Consider the following 17,392-nt stretch of genomic DNA (forward strand, 5'->3'; position numbering starts at 1 on the left):
TGAAATTGCTTGATAAATAAGCATATTTCACTACTTTTGCTTGGTTATTTTGAGCGGTGTTGTTATCTCTTTAGTTAGAAAAAGTTATTAACAATAAAATGGTGTTAAAACCTGCGCTTAGCGGTACAAAATGGGCCTAAATACACGTCATTACTGGCATAGCGCTTTATTAAGTTGCTATTTGGATGAGTTTTTGCGATATTATTTATATTATAATATTAACAGGAAGCTAATAAGATGACTCTGCCTAGTTCTCAATCTGCAAATGCTATTCGCATACTTGCTGTCGATGCCGTTCAACAAGCTAACTCTGGCCACCCTGGTGCGCCGATGGGTATGGCTGATATTGCAGCGGTATTGTGGCAAAACTTTCACCGCCATAACCCATTAAACCCAGACTGGTCTAACCGTGACCGCTTTGTGTTATCAAATGGCCATGGTTCAATGCTTCAATATGCATTGTTACACCTTAGCGGTTACGACGTAAGCATTGAAGATATTAAGCAATTCCGTCAGCTTCACTCTAAAACACCGGGTCACCCAGAATATGGTTACACTCCGGGTGTTGAAACAACGACAGGCCCATTAGGTTCTGGTATTGCTAACGCAGTTGGTATGGCAATCGCTGAAAAAACCTTAGCGGCACAATTCAATAAGCCACAATTTGATATTGTTGATCACTTCACTTACTGCTTTATGGGTGATGGCTGTCTAATGGAAGGTATCTCGCACGAAGCATGTTCGCTGGCAGGTACGTTAGGTCTAGGCAAGCTAATCGCATTTTGGGATGACAATGGCATCTCTATCGATGGTGAAGTAGAAGGTTGGTTCACCGACGATACGCCTGCACGTTTTGAATCTTACGGCTGGCAAGTTATTCGTGATGTTGATGGTCACGATATGAATGCAATTGCGGGTGCAATCGAAGCGGCACAAAGCAACACGACGCAACCAACACTAATCTGTTCTAAAACAGTGATTGGCTTTGGCTCGCCAAATAAATCAGGTAGCCACGACTGTCACGGTGCACCACTGGGTCACGACGAAATCGCCGCTGTACGTGAGCAGCTAAACTGGCCACACCCAGCATTTGAAGTTCCACAAGAGGTTTATAACGAGTGGAATACTCAAGCAAAAGGCCAAGAGCTTGAAGGTGCATGGCAGCAAAAATTTGCAGCATATAGCAAAGCACACCCTGAACTTGCAAAAGAATATACACGTCGTGTTCTTGAAAAAGCATTACCAGCTAACTTCGCTGAATTAGCAGATGAGTACATTGCTAAATGCCAAGCCGATATGCAAAACATTGCGACACGTAAAGCATCACAAAATGCGATCACCTTCTTTGCTAACCAGCTTCCTGAACTAATGGGTGGCTCTGCCGACCTTGCTGGTTCTAACTTAACCTTATGGCCAGAAGCAAAAGGTTTACAAGATGCTGCTGATGGTAACTACGTGTTCTATGGCGTACGTGAGTTTGGTATGAGCGCAATCATGAATGGTATTGCATTACATGGTGGCTTCATTCCATTTGGCGCAACCTTCTTAATGTTTATGGAATACGCACGTAATGCTGTACGTATGGCAGCATTAATGAAAGCACAGAGCATTTTTGTGTATACCCATGATTCAATCGGTCAAGGTGAAGATGGCCCAACTCACCAACCAATCGAGCAAATCGCTAACCTTCGCATGACACCAAATATGACTGCATGGCGTCCGTGTGATGAAACTGAAACTGCGGTAGCTTGGCGCCAAGCGTTATTAAAAGAAACCGGTCCAAGTTCACTGATCTTCAGCCGTCAGGGTACAAAAGCGATGGCACGTGATGCACAGCAAGTTGCTGACATTGCTAAAGGGGGTTATGTACTTGTTGATAGCGAACAAGCTGCAGAGCTTATCCTTATTGCAACGGGTTCTGAGGTAGAACTAGCGGTGAATGCTGCTGCTGAATTAACAGCACAAGGCAAGCAAGTTCGCGTGGTATCTATGCCATCAACGAATCAGTTTGACAGCCAAGACAAAGCATACCGTCAAAGCGTGCTACCAGCGGGTACACCAAAGATTGCTGTTGAAGCTGCGCACCGTGACTTCTGGTTCAAGTATGTTGGCCAAGATGGTGATGTACTAGGCATGGACACATTTGGTGAGTCAGCACCAGGCGCAGTACTGCTTGAGCACTTTGGATTCACAGTGACAAACCTAGTTGCAAAAGCAAACGCATTACTTGCTGAATAATGTGACTGGCGAAAATTATCGTAATCGCAACACGATAAGCCTGCCTTTGTGATGATGTGCAGGCAATAAAAAAAGCCCGCAAACCTTGGTTTGCGGGCTTTTTGCTGCTTAAACAATCGGTTTAAACTAGTTCGCTTAAGATTGACTCTAGTTTCTCTTGGTCAATTGCGAATTGACGAATACCTTGGCTTAGCTTTTCAGTTGCCATAGCATCTTCATTCATTTCCCAGCGGAAAGCTTGTTCAGTCATTGCAGCTGGCGCTTCTGCTTTTTCTGTTGCTGGTAATAGTTTTTGAGTTAATGGTGCGTCAGTTGCAGCTAGTTCAGCAAGTAACTTAGGGCTGATAGTTAAACGATCACAACCTGCTAATTCTTGGATTTCACCGATGTTACGGAAGCTTGCGCCCATTACAATCGTTTCGTAGCCGTGCTTTTTGAAGTAGCTGTAGATATGCGTTACTGACTTAACGCCCGGATCGTTAGCACCGTCGAAATCAGCGCTTGCATCTTGTGCTTTGTACCAGTCAAGAATACGACCAACGAATGGTGAAATTAGGTAAGCACCCACTTCGGCACAAGCACGTGCTTGAGCAAATGCAAATACCAGCGTTAGGTTACAACGGATACCTTGCGCTTCAAGTACCTTGGCTGCTTGAATACCTTCCCATGTTGAAGCAATTTTGATTAACACGCGCGATGTGTCGATGCCTTGCTCTTTATATAAAGCAACAAGCTCAAGTGCTTTATCAATGGTTGCTTGAGTATCAAATGATAAACGCGCATCCACTTCTGTTGAAACTAAACCCGGCACTTGCTCCATTAATTTAGAGCCAATTAATACCGCTAGCTTGTCGGCTGCTTTTGTTACAACTTCAGCTGCGTCACTGCTTTGTGCTTTTGCCCATGATACGGCTTCGGCAGCAAGTGGGCGATATTTCTCAATTTGAATCGCGTTTAAGATTAGTGATGGGTTTGTTGTTGCATCTTGCGGTTTATATTCGTTGATTGCTTCAAAATCACCCGTGTCAGCAACAACGGTTGTCACTGCTTTAAGTTGTTCTAATTGACTAGACATAGTTATCCCATTCTTATCATACAAAAGTTAATGTAGTGGCTTTAACCTATTATTTGTGCTGAAAAAACAATCTAATCTTCCAGAGGAATTGCGCAATAAATCGCCCGCCAGCAGCAAATAATCCTGTTAATAATATTTTTATAATACCTTTACAATCTGGTATTGTTGATATTATCATACAAATAAAGATAATGACTAACAATGTTAGTAAGCAATTAGTGAAAGGTAATTATGTCTCGTTATACGTTGGGATTAGACTACGGGTCAGACTCGGTAAGAGCATTACTCGTTGATGTTGCGACTGGTGAAGAACTTGCCAGCCATTTAGTAAACTACCCGCGCTGGGCACAAGGCTTATATTGTGACCCAAGTAAGGATCAGTTTCGTCAGCATCCACAAGACTATATTGATAGCCTTGTAGAAGTAGTAAATGGTCTATGGTCACAAGTTCCAGCGGGTACTGCAGACAAAGTGGTGGGTATGAGCTTTGATACAACTGGCTCAACGCCTGTGGCAATTAATAGCCAAGGTACACCACTGGCATTAACTGAAGAATTTGCAGAAAATCCAAATGCGATGTTCATTTTGTGGAAAGACCATACGTCTATTAAAGAAGCAAATGAAATCACTGCAGCTGCCACTAACAACGATGTGAACTACCTTTCACACATGGGCGGTATCTACTCTTCTGAGTGGTACTGGGCCAAAGCATTACATATTTTCCGCGTTGATAGCAGTGTAAAAGCAGCCACTTATTCATGGGTTGAACACTGCGATTGGATGACCGCGCTAATGTGCGGCACAACGCACCCTGAAGTATTAAAGCTAGGGCGTTGTGCAACGGGCCACAAACAAATGTGGAACGAGCAGTGGGGCGGTTTCCCACCAAACAGTTTCTTCAGCAATATCGATCCACTATTAGATGGTGTTGTTGATACGTTAAATGCAACTACAGAGCCAAGCGATCAAGTTGCTGGCAACTTAACGGCTGAGTGGGCCGAGAAGCTTGGTTTACCACAAGGTATTGTTGTTGGTTACGGTGCATTTGACTGTCACATGGGGGCAGTAGCAGCCAATGTTCGCCCTGGTGTTCTAACTAAAGTAATGGGTACTTCAACCTGTGACATCACAGTAACGTCTCAAGAGCAGCTTGGTGATACTTGCGTTAAAGGTATTTGTGGTCAAGTTGACGGCTCAGTGATCCCTGGAATGGTTGGCTTAGAAGCAGGTCAATCTGCGTTTGGTGATTTATACGCATGGTTCAAGAACCTAGTACTTTGGCCAACTCGCCAACTTACAAATCTATCTGACGCTGAGCAAGCGTTAGTTAACAAGCTAGAAGACTCAATCTTAGTTGAGTTATCAAAAGCGGCAGCTGCATTGCCTGTAACAAGCAACGATGTAACGGCGCTTGATTGGGTAAATGGTCGTCGTACGCCAGATGCTGACCAAAGCGTTGCCATGGCATTAACAGGCTTAAAAATGGGCACTGATGCACCTAAGTTCTTCAAAGCGCTTGTTGAAGCAACTGCGTTTGGCGCACGTGCTATCACTGAGCGTTTCCGTAGCGAAGGCGTGCCAATCGAGTCAGTGGTTGTTATCGGCGGTATCTCTAAAAAATCAGACTACGTAATGCAAACTTGTGCTGATGTTTGGAACTGTCCAATCGACGTTTTAGAAAGTGAGCAAAGCTGTGCATTGGGTGCGGCAATTATGGCTGCGGTTGCTGCGGGTGAGCACGCAACAGTAGCAGATGCTCAAAAAGTAATGGCGTCGTCAGTATGTCATCAGTACTTACCAAACCCTGAGCGCGTTGCTGTGTATGACGAGCTTTATGCTAACTACCAAGCACTTGCAAGCTATGTAAACGGAGACAAAGCATGAGTTTTACTGAACTAAAACGTGAAGTCTATGAAGCGAACATGGAGCTGCAACGTCGTGGCTTAGTAATTTATACCTTTGGTAACGTATCGCAAATCGACCGTGACAAAGGCGTAATCGCGATTAAACCAAGTGGTGTTTCGTACGACCAAATGAAAGCCGACGACATGGTGATCGTCGACCTTGAAAACAACATTGTTGAAGGGTCTATGCGTCCGTCTTCTGACACTAAAACACATGTTCATTTATATCGCCACTTTGATTCAATTGGCGGTGTCACACACACGCATTCAACCTATGCAACTGCATGGGCACAAGCAAAACAAAGCATTCCTTGCCTTGGCACAACTCACGCTGACTATGTACACGGTGACATCACCTGTACTCGTGAGCTAACCGATGAGCAAGTGAATGGCGATTATGAATTAGAAACCGGTATTCAAATTACTGATGCGTATCAAGACCGCGATCCGAAAGCTGCACCTATGGTGATTGTTGCGGGTCATGCGCCTTTCACGTGGGGTAAAGATGCCGCTCAGTCTGTATACCATGCCGCGCTACTCGAAGAGATTGCACGCATGGCGTATTTAACACGCACTTTAGATCCACACGCAGCTGAACTTAAAAAAGCAGTGATGGATAAACATTATCTACGTAAGCACGGTAAAAACGCGTATTACGGTCAGAGCAAATAGCAAGAATTTAGAGGATTATTAACATGACGACGATGACGAAAGAAGTCTGGTTTGTTACCGGCTCACAACATCTTTATGGTCCTAAGGTGTTAGAAACGGTTGCCAAAGACAGCGAAGCAATTGTAGCGGGCTTAAACAGCGAAGCGAACCTACCAGTAAACTTGGTATGTAAGCCTACCGTTAAGTCACCTGAAGAAATTCACGCTGTTTGCCAAGCGGCAAATACGGATCCTAACTGTGTTGGTTTAGTTTTATGGATGCACACTTTCTCACCTGCGAAAATGTGGATTGCTGGCCTAAGCGAATTACGTAAGCCTTGGTTACACCTTCATACTCAGTTCAATGCAGCCCTTCCTTGGTCTGACATCAACATGAACTACATGAATACGCACCAAAGTGCACACGGTGACCGTGAGTTCGGTTTCATCGGTACTGTAATGCGTAAAGAGCGTAAAGTTGTTGCAGGTCACTGGCAACGTGCTGACGTACAACAGCAGTTAGATGACTGGTGTCGTGCGGCAAAAGGTTGGGCAGAAAGCCAAACACTTAAAGTTGCGCGTTTTGGCGACAACATGCGTCAAGTTGCGGTTACTGAAGGTAACAAAGTTTCAGCGCAAATTACTTTTGGTTATGAAGTACACGCGTTTGGTGTCGCTGAGCTTGTAAAAGTGGTTGATACAATCACAGAAGACGAAATCGATGCACAGTTAGAGCTATATAAGCAAGACTACGTAATTGCTGACGAAACTCTACAAGACGATTACGCAGTGAAAATGCTACGCAACGAAGCACGTTTAGAGCTTGGTATGGAGCGCTTCTTAGAGAAAGGCGGCTTTAAAGCATTCACTAACTGTTTTGAAGACTTATCAGGCCTTTCTGGTCTTCCAGGTCTTGCTACACAGCGCCTAATGTCGAAAGGCTATGGTTACGGTGGTGAGGGTGACTGGAAAACAGCTGCTATGGTTCGCATCATGAAAGTAATGGGTGAAGGCCGTGAGGGCGGTTGTTCATTCATGGAAGATTACACTTACAACATGGGTGAGACTGACCAAGTACTTGGCGCGCACATGTTAGAAGTGTGTCCTTCAATTGCAGCGCAAAAGCCACGTCTTGAAGTTCACCAGCACACTATTGGTGTGAAATGTGATGTAGGTCGTTTATTGTTTACTGCAAAACCAGGTGCTGCAATCAACGTATCACCAATTGATATGGGTAACCGTTTCCGTATTCTAATTAACGAAGTAGACACAGTGGCTCCGCCAGCTGATTTACCTCACTTACCTGTTGCTTCAGCGCTTTGGGAACCAAAACCAAATCTATCTGTAGCATCAGCTGCATGGATCCACGCCGGTGGTGCACACCACACTGCATACAGCCAAGCAGTAACAACCGATATGATTATCGATTTTGCTGAAATGGCTGGCGTTGAAACGATGATCATCGATAACGATACGACGATCCGTGGTTTCAAAACAGAGCTTCGTCATAACGCAGCTTACTACATGCTAAAACGTGGCCTGTAAGAATTAGTACTTTATGTACTAGAACGTGCTGTGTGTGAGCACGTTCACCCCAAATTTTGTTGTCGATTAAGCCAGTGATGAGCCACGCTCTTCGCTGGCTTATGCTATTGTGAAGCTAAACATTTTAGGAGTAGATATGATCGATTTAAGCGCCTACCAAGGCATTATTTTTGATATGGATGGCACCTTAATTGACTCAATGGGCAGTCACTTACAGGCATGGCAGAAAGCTTGCGAAGCCTATGGGTATCCATTCGATTACGACTACATGTATAGCTTAGGCGGCATTCCGACCGTTAAAACAATTGAAATGCTTAACGAAAAATTTGGTTTAGATCATGACCCCTTGGTTGTGGCAAAAGATAAACACCAGTTTTGGGTTGATTTACAACATCATCCACTAGTGATTGACGAAACCGTCGCAGTACTTGAAAAGTACCATGGTGTATTGCCAATGGGTGTGGGCACGGGGGCTGACCGCGAGCATGCAATTGATCATCTAACAGATACGAATTTAATTAATAAAATTGGTGCCTTAGTGACTGCCAGTGATGTTAGTAAAGGCAAGCCGAACCCAGAAACATTCTTAAAAGTAGCAGCGCTTTTAGGTGTTGAACCAAGTCAATGTGTGGTGTTTGAAGACACGCAAATTGGCTACCAAGCCGCCAAAAGTGCGGGTATGGATTGCATCATGGTGAAAGACGGCAAAATCCAACTTTAGCGATTAAATTTGCAATGACACCTGTATTTGTATTATAAAACTATAAATACAATTACAAAAAGGTTATTCATATGTCATTGCAATGTGTTTTCCAAGGTTTAAAAACAACTCATCAAACAGCCAGTTCGAACACGAAAAAGTCGCGCGGGCTTTATGCATTGTTGGTGACATGTGGGATTGCCCTTACACCAGCGTGTGCTCATCAAGGAGACAATATGACGACTTCCCCTTCAGCATCAATGACGGCCTATGGCGTACTTGCTGATCAGACCCCAGTTAATCAAGTAACGTTGACTAACAGCAATGGTATTAGCGTTGATGTGATCAACTACGGCGGCATTATCACGCGTATTGAAACGCCAGATGCAAAAGGCGAAATGGGTAATATTGTACTGGGTTTAGATAACCTAGAAGCGTACACAAAAGCGACAACTTACTACGGTGCAATCATCGGTCGTTTTGGTAACCGTATCGCAAACGGTAAATTCACCTTAAATGGCACTGAATACCAATTAGCGACTAACGATGGTGACAACCATTTACATGGTGGTGTGCAAGGTTTCGACAAAAAAGTGTGGAACATGACACCGTTCACGACGCAAAACAGCGCAGGTGTAACCTTAAGTTTAGTGAGCCCTGATGGTGACCAAGGTTACCCGGGTGAAGTGACGACAGAAGTGACTTACACGCTAACGAACAACAACACGCTAGATATGCAGTTTATTGCGACAACAAGCAAGCCGACCATCATCAATATGACGCAGCACAGCTACTTTAACCTAGCGGGTAAAGGCGACATTCTTGATCACCAAATGCAAATTAACGCAAAAGCAATTACCCCTGTGGATGGCGGCTTGATCCCAACTGGTGAGTTGATGGATGTGGCTGGCACACCGTTTGACTTCCGTACTGCTAAAGCAATCGGTCAAGATATCAAAGCAAGCAATGAACAACTGAAACTTGGTAAAGGTTATGACCATAACTTTGTGCTTAAAGACACGCCAAGCAATGAACTTGTTGAAGCAGCGACGGTTTACGAAGCAAACTCAGGCCGTACGTTAACAGTTTACACAGAAGAGCCAGCAGTACAGTTTTATTCAGGTAACTTCTTAGACGGTAGTACTCAGCAAGCGTCTGGCTTAGTGCATAATTTCAGAAGTGGTTTTTGTTTAGAGCCACAGCATTTCCCTGATGCACCTAATCAGCCAACGTTCCCAAGCACAACATTACTGCCAGGTGACGTGTATTCAACACGCATCGTGTACGAATTTGGTACAAAATAAAGGAACACAAATGTGAAAACAACAAAGCTTAAAAGCGCAATGCAAAAGGCTGGCTTAGCTAGCCTATTTGCCTTGTCGTTTGGCGCTCTGACGGGCTGTCAGACTACGGCTGGAGACAACACAGCCAAAGCAGATGTCGCAGCCACAGCAAAAGCGCCAATTCAAGATGATGGTATTTTTACTAATCCTCTTTTCCCAAATGGCGCCGATCCATGGCTTGAGTATTGGGATGGTAACTATTACCTAACTACAACAACGTGGACTTCTGAGTTAGTGATGCGTAAATCACCAACATTAGCGGGCCTTGCTGATGCAACACCTATCAATGTTTGGTCTGATTCGAACCCTGAGCGTTGCTGTAACTTCTGGGCGTTTGAATTCCATCGTCTAAAAGGGCCAAACGGCTACCGTTGGTACATGATGTACACAGCCGGTACTGATGGCACTTTAGATAACCAACACTTAAACGTATTAGAAAGTGCCGGTGACGATCCTATGGGTCCATACGAATACAAGGGCGCATTAATGCCTAACGTATGGAACATCGACGGTAACTACCTAACATACAAAGACAAGCTATATGTGATCTACTCACAATGGCAGGGCGATCAGCAATTAAACATTATTGCTGAAATGGAAAACCCATGGACTCTGAAGAAGAACTCACCGCATACGGTGATCACGCGTCCTGAGCTAGATTGGGAAATCAGTGGTCGTAAAGTAACTGAAGGCGCTGAAATTTTACAGCACAATGACCGTACGTTTATGACGTACTCAGCGAGCTTCTGTAATACTCCTGATTACAAACTAGGTATGCTTGAGCTTGTTGGTGACGATCCGCTTAAAGCGAGCAGCTGGAAAAAATACGAAAAGCCAGTATTTGAGCGTACAGAAGAAGTGTTTGGCCCAGGTCACAACGGCTTTTTCACATCGCCAGACGGCACAGAAGATTGGTTAGTTTATCACGGTAATGATTCGGTAGAGCACGGTTGTAGTGCAACGCGTTCATTACGTGCGCAAAAATTCACTTGGAACGACGATGGCACACCAAGCTTTGGTAAACCATTAACACCAGGCGTTGAAGTAGCTCCGCCATCAGGTGAATACGGCCCACTGGTAACGCGAGTGCAAGGTCAACGTTACCAATTAGTGAATGCAACAAGCGGCTTATGTTTAGACATTGCAGCTGATCCACAAGATGCACGTGCAGTTCAACGTCAGTGTGCAAGCACCAATGGTCAATGGGTTATTGATGCAACAACAGATGGTTTTGTTCGTTTAGCTAACCGTGAAGACAGCAAGTTCTTAGAGCTTGAAAGCTGTAATGACGCAGATAACGCTAAAGTACAATCTGCAGCATGGCGCAATAACTTCTGTCAGCAATGGAAAGTAGCACCAAGTACAGATGGTAATGTCTCTATTACTAACCGTTACACAGGCAAGCCATTAGCGGTTGCTGGTTGTTCTGCCGCACAAAACCAAGCGGTTTTACAGCAAAGCGACGCAACAGCGTGTGGCGACTGGCAATTACGCCCTATGGGCAGTGTTGTCGTATTAAGCCAACAAAGTGGTAAAGCACTTAGCGTGGCGGATACGGTTAAAGCGGGTACCAATGTTGAGCAACAAGCTTTTACGCATAAAGATGCACAGCAATGGTTCTTCACACCAACAGATACAGGCTATGTAAGCCTTAAACAAAGCGCTGATAGCGAGTTCTGTGCTGCGGTAGCTGATAACGCCTTAGTACCAGGTGCCAACGTAGAAATGGCGTCTTGTGCAGCGAAAACAGCACAGTGGCGTATTGCTCCGGTAGAAGGCGGTGGTGTTATGCTGATCAACCGCTACACAAAACAAGCGCTTGGTTTAAGTAACTGTGGTTTAGCTGAAAACACTAACTTCGCACAACAACCTGATTTAGGTAACAAGTGCCAAGTGTTCCATCTGCGTGAACCAAATTAAGTTATAAGTAAAAAATCGACTCAACCAAAGCCACTTCATTTATGAGTGGCTTTTTTTGTGGCTGATGGATCAAGTTAGCGAGAGTAAAGTTAGCGAGAGTAAAGTTAGCGAGAGTAAAGTTAACGAGGGTAAAGTTAACGAGGGTCAAGTTAACGAGAGTAAAGTTCCAAGCTGAGCGGTGAGGTTGTTTTGAGCGAAGCGAAACCCAACATAATCCATCAAAACCTTCTCATGCCTCTGCATTGCATATAAAACCCCACGTGTTGTTGTAGGCGTGAAATTTATTTCGCGCGTTGTTTAGGAGCTGTCAGCCTTCAGCTGTCAGTTTTTAGCTGAGCGGTGGGGTATGTTTGTGATGTGTATGTCTGCTCTTTGGGTGTTGATTTCATGACGCGCCAAGCAAGCGTGACGCCTACCACATTACATATAAAACCTCACGTAGGAGGTACTTTAGTGCCGAATTTTGTCCATCACATAATCTTCACGGCTAAAGCCTTTCTACAATGCAATCCTAGAACCTAGAACCTAGAACCTAAAACCTAAATTTAACCCCTAATTAATAAAATAACCGATAGGTTGCCACTGGCCACTACTTTTGCTGAGGCTAATTGTTTCAATGGCCTGCTCTTTATTCATAAATTGGCTTTGAAACTGAATGATCACGTATTCGCCATCAGGTGTTCCGGGCAAAGAGTCGTAATTCATCAGGCTTAAATTCTTACGTAAAACCACCTTGCCAAGCGGTACCCGAACTTGTTTTAACGCTTTGCTCCAGTTGCTTTGTGGCATTGTTTGTTTAAATAATGAGTCTGCTTGCTGCCAACTTTGCTGATACTGACCGTTGTCGATTAACGCAAGCCAGCTTTTAGCGCGATGAATAACTTCGAGCTCCTCAGCATGTGCACAAAAGCAGCTTAAAAAAATGATTAGTAAGAGCGTTTTTCTCATAGCAATTCCATTTACTTGTTGTTTATTTAGTACGTCTTGAAGTGTTTTTATGTTACGACGACGAACAATAAATACTATTCATCAATTGTGCGGTTTATTTTCCCGCAGATACGTATTTTGACTGCCGATAACTCTTACAGCACAAAGCCTAAGGGCGCTTTGCGCTGCTCTATACTAATCGATCAGATAGCCTAATGGGTGCCAGCCATCGGCGGCTTTGCTAAGGCTGAGTGTTTCAACAACTGCCTCTTTATTCATAAACTCGGTTTGAAACTTGACTACTAAATACTCACCATTTGGCAGGCCGGGTAATGAGCTATACTCTGCTGTGCCAAAATAGGTGCGAGACATAACTCGGCCTAAAGGAACGCGTATTTGATCTAAGGCTGTTTGCCAGCGAGCTTTGGGCGTGGTGTTTTGAAAAACCTGATCAGCTTGCTGCCAGCTCTCGTGGTATTCTCCAGAATCAACCAAGGTTAACCATGCTCTTGCTGTTGAGATAGGGCTTGTTTCTTCAGCTGAGGTGAAAAAGCACACCAATAACGATGCCAGTAAAAACAGTTTTTGTAGCGTAAATCCATTTACAGAAAGTAATAAAATTTGACGCATAAGACGCCCTCACTTCGTTCATAGGGTGAATTCATAATACGAATGAGTTGGTTAATTTCTATACTAAAAAAGTGCTAGGAAAGGCTTTTTGGTGGGATTTAAGTGTTGTTTTTTATTTGAACGGTCTTTGTCATTGAGTTCGTAAAGTGGCTATGTAGGTTAGGTCGTTAATTTTATGCTGTTGATTTATTGAACAAAACAAGTTGTTTTAACAGCTACTAAATGTAACGACAATGACCCTAAATAACACCTATTTTTACTGCTAAGGAAGTTTCGTATTTGCGTGCTCGATATTTCAGAGCCCGCATACTCACTGGGTTTTGACCCTTTTTTGGGTTTTTTGAGAGAAGTTAGCGAGGGTAAAGTTGCAAGAGTAAAGTGAGCATGAAAGGGAGTTAGCGAGATGAAAGCGACAAGAGTAAAACTTGAGACTTAAAGCTTATAGCTCAAAACTTACAGCTTAAAGCTTCTATCACACCAGCACGCTCATTAGCACTCCAGGGTCGCTAATACCTGCTTCTTTTAGCGCATCGCTAATTGATTGGCTAAGAGACATTATTTGCGTTTGGATTTCCATCACCATCTTGGTCTGTGTTTCAACTTGCACTTTTACAGCTTCATCTTCTTGGTTTTTGAGCGCTTGCAGTTTGGCTAATTGCTCTTTGGCGAGTTCGAGTTGTTCTTTGAGCTTTTCAAGTTGCTCAACCATTTTGCGAATATGCGCGGGGAGTTCGCTAGATACTTCTTCTTTTTGAGCGGGCTCTACTTCACGACCAGAGAGTTTATTCATCTCTTGGCTGCTAAGTTTGTAGCCTACTTTTGAGTGGGTATGACTGCTTGCTGTGCTTGCGTTTGAGATAGTTAGCGCACTTGCTAATGAGTTAATAGCCATAATAAGAGCGATGAAAGTGAATGATATGTATGTATCGGCAAAAGGTACTAAAGCTTTAGAAAAAAGCCGGGTTTTCACCCGGCTTTTCCAGACAACAAATAGTTGAGGTGAGGCAGCTCACCTCACTTTGTTACTCTTGTGCAGCAGCTGCATCAAAGAGTGCTTTTATTTCTTCAGCGCTAATCGCACCGTTGAAAATTTTCAGTTCATCGATAGCACCGTGGTATGGCGTATCCCAGTAGTTAACACCTAGAGCAAACTCATTTGTTTCACCAGGAACCGTGAATACACGTGGGAAGCCATCGGTTTCTAGCTGTAGTTCACCGTTAACGTACATCTTCAGCACATCACCGTTTGTACCATCAACAGTGAAAGCAACATGTGTCCACTCTTTTGCAGGAATACGGCTATCTAGTTCTGCATTATCGAAGAAGGCACCGTTATTTGCCCATAAACGCGTTAGCGCTGAGCCTGCCATCGATGGTACATAACTTAACCATGCGTTTGCACTTGCACCGGCAAAGAACGTTGTTGTGTAATCTGTGAAGCTTTCTGGTTTAAGCCACATAGATACAGAGTAGTCATTAGTCGTGATTAGGTTATCCGGTAAACGAACACCTGAACCTTCTAGGAATACTGCTTGACCAATTACACCGTCAACATAGCTTACGCTACCGCCAGTATTATTGATGAAACCACCCGTTGATTTACCCGCCGCGTATGCGCCGTTTAATGCAGTTAGGTCACCTTCAAAGCTGTATTCAGCAGGTGCAAGTGATTTTAAGGTTACATCGAATGACTTAGTATCAGTAAAGTCTTTGTACTTAATGGTTGCAGTTAATGTTACAACTTGGTCGCCAGCAGACGCACTTGGTTGTGTCACAACAGCCGTGCCGTTAACTGGTTTTAAGTACTCTTCGTTGTTTGACGTCCAGCTAATACCAGATACAAATGGACCTACTCGTGGTAATTCAAAGCTATCACGTACTGCAGAAACATCACCTAAATCAAGCGCATCTGTAATGAAGTCTTCGAATTTAGTCGGATCTGTCAGGTTATTGATAGCCGCACCATTGATATCTAAGCCGTTTAGCGCATAGTCATAGACGATAAATTCATCAATTTGACCTTGGAAAGGTAAGTCCCAACCGTAGTTCACACCCAGCGCAAAGTTACCTGTTTGTGTGCTAAAGAAATCAGGACGTGGCATCGTACCTGAGCGTACACCATCACGATAAAGTGTCGCTGTGCCATTAGCATAAGTGATGGCAATATGATTCCAATCCATTACCGCTGGTGAGTCAGAGATGATTTGGTTCCACATATCTGTGCCATCATCAGCTAAGTAACGACTCCAAAGCATTGGTGTTGTTGTAAAGTGGGTACTACCTGGGATCAAGCTCATCCAACGTGCATCAGAGGTTGCCGCGAAGAATGTAGGCGTGAAGTTAGTCAGTACAGTTGGCTTAAACCAGTATGAAATAGTGTACTCATCGCCAGTAACAAGATCATCAGGTAAACGAACACCCGTTGCACCATCAAAGTTAAATGCTTTACCTGTTTGACCTTCAGCGTAGGCTGCTGTACCAGCACCCACATTTAGCATGCTGTTGTCTGTTACACCCGCATCATCAAGGTTTCCTAAGCCATCACTGAGTGAATCTTCAAATGCATAGTGTGCAATCGCATTTTTAAACTCAGGGCGCGCTTCAATATTTACATTGAATGTTTTGGTTGTGCTTTCACCGTTTAATGAGATATTAGCCGTTAACGTAACTGCTTTATCACCGCGATCTGGCGTTGGAATAAATACCGAACCTTCACTGGTGATGTAGTACTCATCACTACTTTCCCAGTTAATTGCAGCACCGTCTTTACCTTTTGTTGGTAATGAGTAGCCTTCGTCTGCAATTGATAATTCAGTTTTAATATCTAGCGCTTCTTGAACAGTACCTAGTACGTTAGCTGTATCTGTGATTTCATCACGTTTACTTGCCCAAATGGTTGCACCTTCGCTTGATGTTGCAGATACAGTGACAGCCATCGCTTTAGTTGCATCATCCCATTGCCATTTAGCCACACCAAAGTACGTACCAGAATCTAACTCAAGCTTAATATTTGAGTCATCAATCATGTACCAGATACCTGGATCATCACCGGTTACTGAGTGATCTTCGTTTAAAGCAATATGCATTGAACGAATAGCATCTGTATTTACATCGTTACCATGGTTGATAAATTTGTAATAACCATAAAGTTCATCTGCCACAACCATGTTGTCGCCTTCAAGCGGCACATAGCGCTGCGGTGAAGCCATAGGCCAACCTAATGAGTTAATGAACATTTCATGTACGCGAACTTGGTGCGCTTCTGAAATGGTTGGGAACTCAGTCGATGTTTGCGGAAAACGCGTATGCGTTACTAAAATATGGCGACCTGTCGCTTCATCGTAGTAAGCAGAGTTATGACCTGGTGATTGGTAGCCCCATGCTGGTGCTGTTTCGCCAAGCTCTTGTGTATACTCAAAGCCGCCCATTAGTTTTTCACCAACTTCTAAGCCGCCTAATGTTGAAATATCGTTACCTGCGTTATCTAGGTAAGGACCATCTGGTGTTTTAGAACGAGCAACACGAATGTTGTAACCATCATTTAGCGCAAAACCAGCTACTGAGTAGAATAAGTAGTAGTATTCACTTTCTGGGCTGTACATAACAAATGCACCTTCCATTGCACGGAAGTCGCCGCCTACTAGCTTTTTACCATAGCCTTGACCAGCTTCAGGCATACCCGTTTCTTCGTCCATTGCTAGTACGAAAATACCGCCAGAGTATGAACCGTAAACCATCCAAAGTTTGCCGTCAGCATCATAGAATGCCGCTGGATCGATTACGTTAGGATCAACGGCACCATTCCATGTCGTTTGGCCGTTATCAAGTGGGTAAGCTGTAAATTCAGCTTCTGAGCGATAACCACTGCGTAAGAAAATACCTTTGTTTTTATATGGGCCTTCAATATTGTCAGCTTCAGCTAAACCAAGGTAAGAGCGGTTCCAACACACTTCATCAACCACATCTGCGGTATCTGGGTTATCTTGTGCACAGTGGTTATAGTAAAACCAAAATTTGCCATTTGGCGCTTTGATTACATCGGCCGCCCAGTTTCCTGTAAAACCATCTGTCCATTCAATACCTTCGGCAATTTCACCTGTGTAGTTGTAATCGAATAATGGGCTTTCATTAACGGCTGCGTTAGCTGAAAGGCTCGAAATCATTTCCCAGTTCAAGAGATCAGTTGATTTAGCGGCAGCAAGGTGTGAACCAAAAATATAATAAGTGTCGTCAACTTTAACGACAGAAGGATCGTGCACGCTTACATTGGTAACCATTACGCTACCAGATTCAGTGTATTCAACACTGCTGCTTACTGTCGGTTTTGCACTTTGCGGGTCGGCAACCGCTGGTGCTGTGTCAAGCTTAGTACCATCTTCTTTGCCACAACCTGTAACAGCCAAAGAGCAGGCTATGACCATGGCTAATTTATTTAATTTCATTTTATGTGTCCTCTTGAA

General features: G+C 43.9%; 12 protein-coding genes. 7 read left to right on the forward strand and 5 right to left on the reverse strand.

The window, feature by feature from the left end:
• Positions 1 to 237: 237 nt before the first annotated feature.
• Positions 238 to 2,238: a transketolase gene (tkt, locus tag C2M25_RS09435; RefSeq protein ID WP_105180987.1), complete on the forward strand. Its 2,001-nt coding sequence runs from the start codon at positions 238 to 240 to the stop codon at positions 2,236 to 2,238.
• Positions 2,239 to 2,359: 121 nt separating this feature from the next.
• On the opposite strand, the gene tal is transcribed toward tkt, so the two are convergent.
• Positions 2,360 to 3,313 (reverse strand): transaldolase, encoded by a 954-nt coding sequence (gene tal, locus C2M25_RS09440; RefSeq protein ID WP_105180988.1) that lies wholly within the window; start codon positions 3,311 to 3,313, stop codon positions 2,360 to 2,362.
• Positions 3,314 to 3,544: 231 nt separating this feature from the next.
• On the opposite strand from tal, the gene C2M25_RS09445 reads away from it, so the two are divergent.
• From C2M25_RS09445 to C2M25_RS09470, 6 genes are all read left to right on the forward strand, one after another.
• Entirely contained in the window at positions 3,545 to 5,197 is a 1,653-nt protein-coding gene (locus C2M25_RS09445) for a ribulokinase (RefSeq protein WP_063700831.1), read from the forward strand.
• Entirely contained in the window at positions 5,194 to 5,889 is a 696-nt protein-coding gene (locus tag C2M25_RS09450; RefSeq protein WP_063528078.1) for an L-ribulose-5-phosphate 4-epimerase, read from the forward strand. The genes C2M25_RS09445 and C2M25_RS09450 overlap by 4 nt, the downstream gene beginning before the upstream one ends.
• Positions 5,890 to 5,912: 23 nt before the next feature.
• Complete coding sequence (gene araA / locus C2M25_RS09455; RefSeq protein WP_054552271.1) at positions 5,913 to 7,412, forward strand: L-arabinose isomerase; 1,500 nt, start codon at positions 5,913 to 5,915, stop codon at positions 7,410 to 7,412.
• Between the two features lie 136 nt (positions 7,413 to 7,548).
• Positions 7,549 to 8,133 (forward strand): HAD family hydrolase, encoded by a 585-nt coding sequence (locus C2M25_RS09460; protein WP_063700833.1) that lies wholly within the window; start codon positions 7,549 to 7,551, stop codon positions 8,131 to 8,133.
• Positions 8,134 to 8,348: 215 nt separating this feature from the next.
• A complete protein-coding gene (locus C2M25_RS09465) occupies positions 8,349 to 9,416 on the forward strand; it encodes an aldose epimerase family protein (RefSeq protein WP_234003553.1) in 1,068 nt (355 codons plus the stop codon).
• A 12-nt stretch (positions 9,417 to 9,428) separates the two neighbouring features.
• The gene (locus tag C2M25_RS09470) at positions 9,429 to 11,375 is read left to right on the forward strand and encodes a family 43 glycosylhydrolase (protein ID WP_234003554.1); all 1,947 of its coding nucleotides are present in this window, start codon (positions 9,429 to 9,431) and stop codon (positions 11,373 to 11,375) included.
• A 552-nt stretch (positions 11,376 to 11,927) separates the two neighbouring features.
• Here C2M25_RS09470 and C2M25_RS09475 read toward each other — a convergent pair.
• The 4 genes from C2M25_RS09475 to C2M25_RS09490 form a co-directional block, all read right to left on the reverse strand.
• On the reverse strand, positions 11,928 to 12,323 hold the full coding sequence (locus C2M25_RS09475; protein WP_105173859.1) for a DUF4019 domain-containing protein: 396 nt from the start codon (positions 12,321 to 12,323) through the stop codon (positions 11,928 to 11,930).
• Between the two features lie 174 nt (positions 12,324 to 12,497).
• On the reverse strand, positions 12,498 to 12,932 hold the full coding sequence (locus C2M25_RS09480) for a DUF4019 domain-containing protein (protein ID WP_105180989.1): 435 nt from the start codon (positions 12,930 to 12,932) through the stop codon (positions 12,498 to 12,500).
• 472 nt (positions 12,933 to 13,404) lie between these two features.
• Positions 13,405 to 13,902 (reverse strand): hypothetical protein, encoded by a 498-nt coding sequence (locus C2M25_RS09485; RefSeq protein WP_234003555.1) that lies wholly within the window; start codon positions 13,900 to 13,902, stop codon positions 13,405 to 13,407.
• A gap of 52 nt (positions 13,903 to 13,954) precedes the next feature.
• A complete protein-coding gene (locus C2M25_RS09490; protein ID WP_105180990.1) occupies positions 13,955 to 17,374 on the reverse strand; it encodes a LamG-like jellyroll fold domain-containing protein in 3,420 nt (1,139 codons plus the stop codon).
• Positions 17,375 to 17,392 lie beyond the last annotated feature (18 nt).

The organism is Pseudoalteromonas sp. T1lg21, assembly GCF_002964625.1.
GTDB classification, from domain to species: domain Bacteria; phylum Pseudomonadota; class Gammaproteobacteria; order Enterobacterales; family Alteromonadaceae; genus Pseudoalteromonas; species Pseudoalteromonas gelatinilytica.